Here is a 2,637-nt window from a genome sequence, read left to right as displayed (position 1 = left end):
GGGTCAATAATGTGCTGCGCCGGTTCGGCTCCGGCTGGGCGCTCTTCTTCGAGGCGCAGCGCGGCGAGGTGCATGACTATCCGGAGACGGACTTTCCAGACGCGCTGTCATGGCTCGTCGACAAGGAACGTGCCCTGCAGGCTGAAGAGGCCGGAGCCCGCTTTGAAAGCGACTACTTCCTGACACTTCTCTGGCTACCGCCCGCCGATGCGACGGGCCGCGCCGAAAAAGCCCTGATCCAGCGAGCCGAAACCGAGGACGCGGCGACCTGGCGTCATCGGCTGGAAACCTTCCAACAACATGCCGAGAGGGTGTTCGATCTCCTCTCAACCTGTCTCGCCGAGATCGCAAGGCTCTCCGACGATGAGACGCTGACCTATCTGCATTCGACCATCTCGACCAAACGCCATCCGGTCGTCACGCCCGAGCTACCCGTCTTTCTCGACGCCGTGCTGGCCGATGAGCCTTTCGCAGGCGGTCTCGAACCCATGATCGGCGAGGCGCATCTCAGAACGCTGACTATTCTCGGATTCCCGGCCTCAACGCTGCCCGGCATCCTTGATGAGCTGAACCGGCAGGGTTTCGCATATCGCTGGGCGACGCGCTTTATCGCCATGGACAAGGCGCAGGCCGAAAAGGTGCTCGGCAAGAAGCGCCGTCACTGGTTCGCCAAGCGCAAGTCCATCGGCGCGGTCCTGCGCGAGACCATGTTCAATGAACAGGCCGCCCTTGTCGACAATGACGCCGACAACAAGGCCAGCGATGCCGACGCCGCGCTGCAAGAGCTCGGGTCTGATCTTGTTTCCTATGGCTATGTCACGACCACGATCACCGTCGCCGATCCGGACCGGCGCACCGTCGATGAACACATCTGCATCGCCGAGCGCATCATCAATGGCCGCGGCTTCACGGCGATAAGGGAAACGCTCAATGCCGTCGACGCCTGGCTCGGTAGCTTACCCGGTCATCCTTACGCCAATGTCCGCCAGCCTATCCTGCATACGCTAAACCTCGCCCATATGGTGCCGCTTTCAGCGGTCTGGGCGGGGGAAGAGACGAACCGGCATCTTAAAAGCCCGGCGCTCATCCAGGCGCAGACCGATGGCACGACCCCGTTCCGCCTCAACCTCCACATTGGCGATGTCGGTCACACGCTGGTTGTCGGTCCGACCGGCGCAGGCAAGTCAGTCCTCCTCTCACTGTTGGCGATGCAATGGAAACGCTATGATGGCGCGCAGGTTTTCATCTTCGACAAGGGCCGCTCGGCCCGCGCGGCGACGCTCTCAATGGGCGGCGCGCATGTCGATCTCGGCGGTGGAGACGCCCCAAGCCTTCAGCCCCTGAAAAACATCGACAATGAGACCGGCGCGAGCTTTGCCGCCGACTGGCTTGCGGGGCTTTGCGCTAGTGAAGGCGTCGTGATGACGCCTGACCTGAAAGCGAGACTTTGGGAAGCCATCCAGTCTCTCGCCAGCGCCCCGGAAGAAGAACGCACCCTGACAGGTCTCACCCTGATGCTGCAGGACGACACGCTGAAATCAGCGCTTCATCCCTTCACCCTCGAAGGCCCTCATGGACGGCTGCTCGACGCCGACCATGAAAGCCTCGCGCTCGCAGACACGGTCTGCTTCGAAATGGAAGAGCTAATGCATGCCAAGGGCGCAGCCCTCCCGGTTATCACCTATCTGTTCCACCGACTCGAAGCCCGATTCGATGGACATCCGACGCTCCTCATTCTCGATGAAGCCTGGCTCTTTCTCGATCATCCAATATTTGCAGCGCGTATCCGCGAATGGCTCAAGACGCTGCGCAAGAAGAACGTGTCCGTCGTGTTTGCGACACAGAGCCTCGCGGACATCGCCAACAGCTCAATAGCGCCTGCGCTTGTCGAAAGCTGTCCGACACGGATTTTCCTGCCGAACGAACGCGCGCAGGAACCGCAATCGAAAGAGACCTACGAAAGATTTGGCCTGAACGCCCGCCAGATCGAACTGATCTCAAGGGCGACACCGAAGCGCGACTATTATTACCAGTCACCGCTTGGCGCGCGTGTCTTTGACCTCGGCCTCGGCCCGATTGCGCTCTCAGTGTGTGGTGCATCCTCACCCGAAGATCAGGCACTCCTCGACCGCGTGTTGGCGGAAACGACAAGCGAAGACTTCCCCGAATGCTGGCTCCACGAAAAGGGCCTGCCCTGGGCGGCTGACCTGCTGGCGCGCTGGCCGGGCCATGCGCCTCAAACCAGCGATCCCTTCCCATCCGCTCACGCCATCGCCTCCGAATAGGAGCCCCACCCCATGAAACGTCTTCTTCTCTCCGCCGCCCTCTGCGTGTTTCCCATGACGGCAATCACCGCGCCGCCGGCAAGCGCGCAGTGGACGGTCTACGACCCGGCCAATCATATCCAGAATATCTACCAGGCGGTCCGCGCACTGCAGGAGATCAACAATCAGATCCAACAGCTCACTCATGAGATTGAAATGCTGGAGAATATGGCGCGCGATCTCGAAACGCTGCCCGACTCGATCGCCGATGACATTTTGCGCCGGATGCGCCGCATCGACGACCTCATGCGGCGCGCAGAGGGGATCGGCTACGGCGTTGAGGAAATCGAACGCGACTATGAAGTGATCTACC

2 protein-coding genes are annotated in these 2,637 nt (G+C 61.0%); both read left to right on the top strand.

Going from position 1 to position 2,637, the window contains the following annotated elements:
• Positions 1 to 2,285 (top strand): conjugal transfer protein TrbE (trbE, locus tag HY2_RS14605; protein ID WP_034828943.1); only part of this gene is annotated, 2,285 nt, incomplete at its 5' end.
• Positions 2,286 to 2,297: 12 nt separating this feature from the next.
• A partial coding sequence (locus tag HY2_RS14600; RefSeq protein WP_034828941.1) for a TrbJ/VirB5 family protein occupies positions 2,298 to 2,637 on the top strand: 340 nt, incomplete at its 3' end.

Origin of the sequence: Hyphomonas pacifica (assembly GCF_000682675.1) — a bacterium.
Lineage (GTDB): Bacteria > Pseudomonadota > Alphaproteobacteria > Caulobacterales > Hyphomonadaceae > Hyphomonas > Hyphomonas pacifica.
The sequence above is the reverse complement of the archived record's forward strand: the minus strand, read 5'-3'. Positions and strand labels throughout refer to the sequence as shown.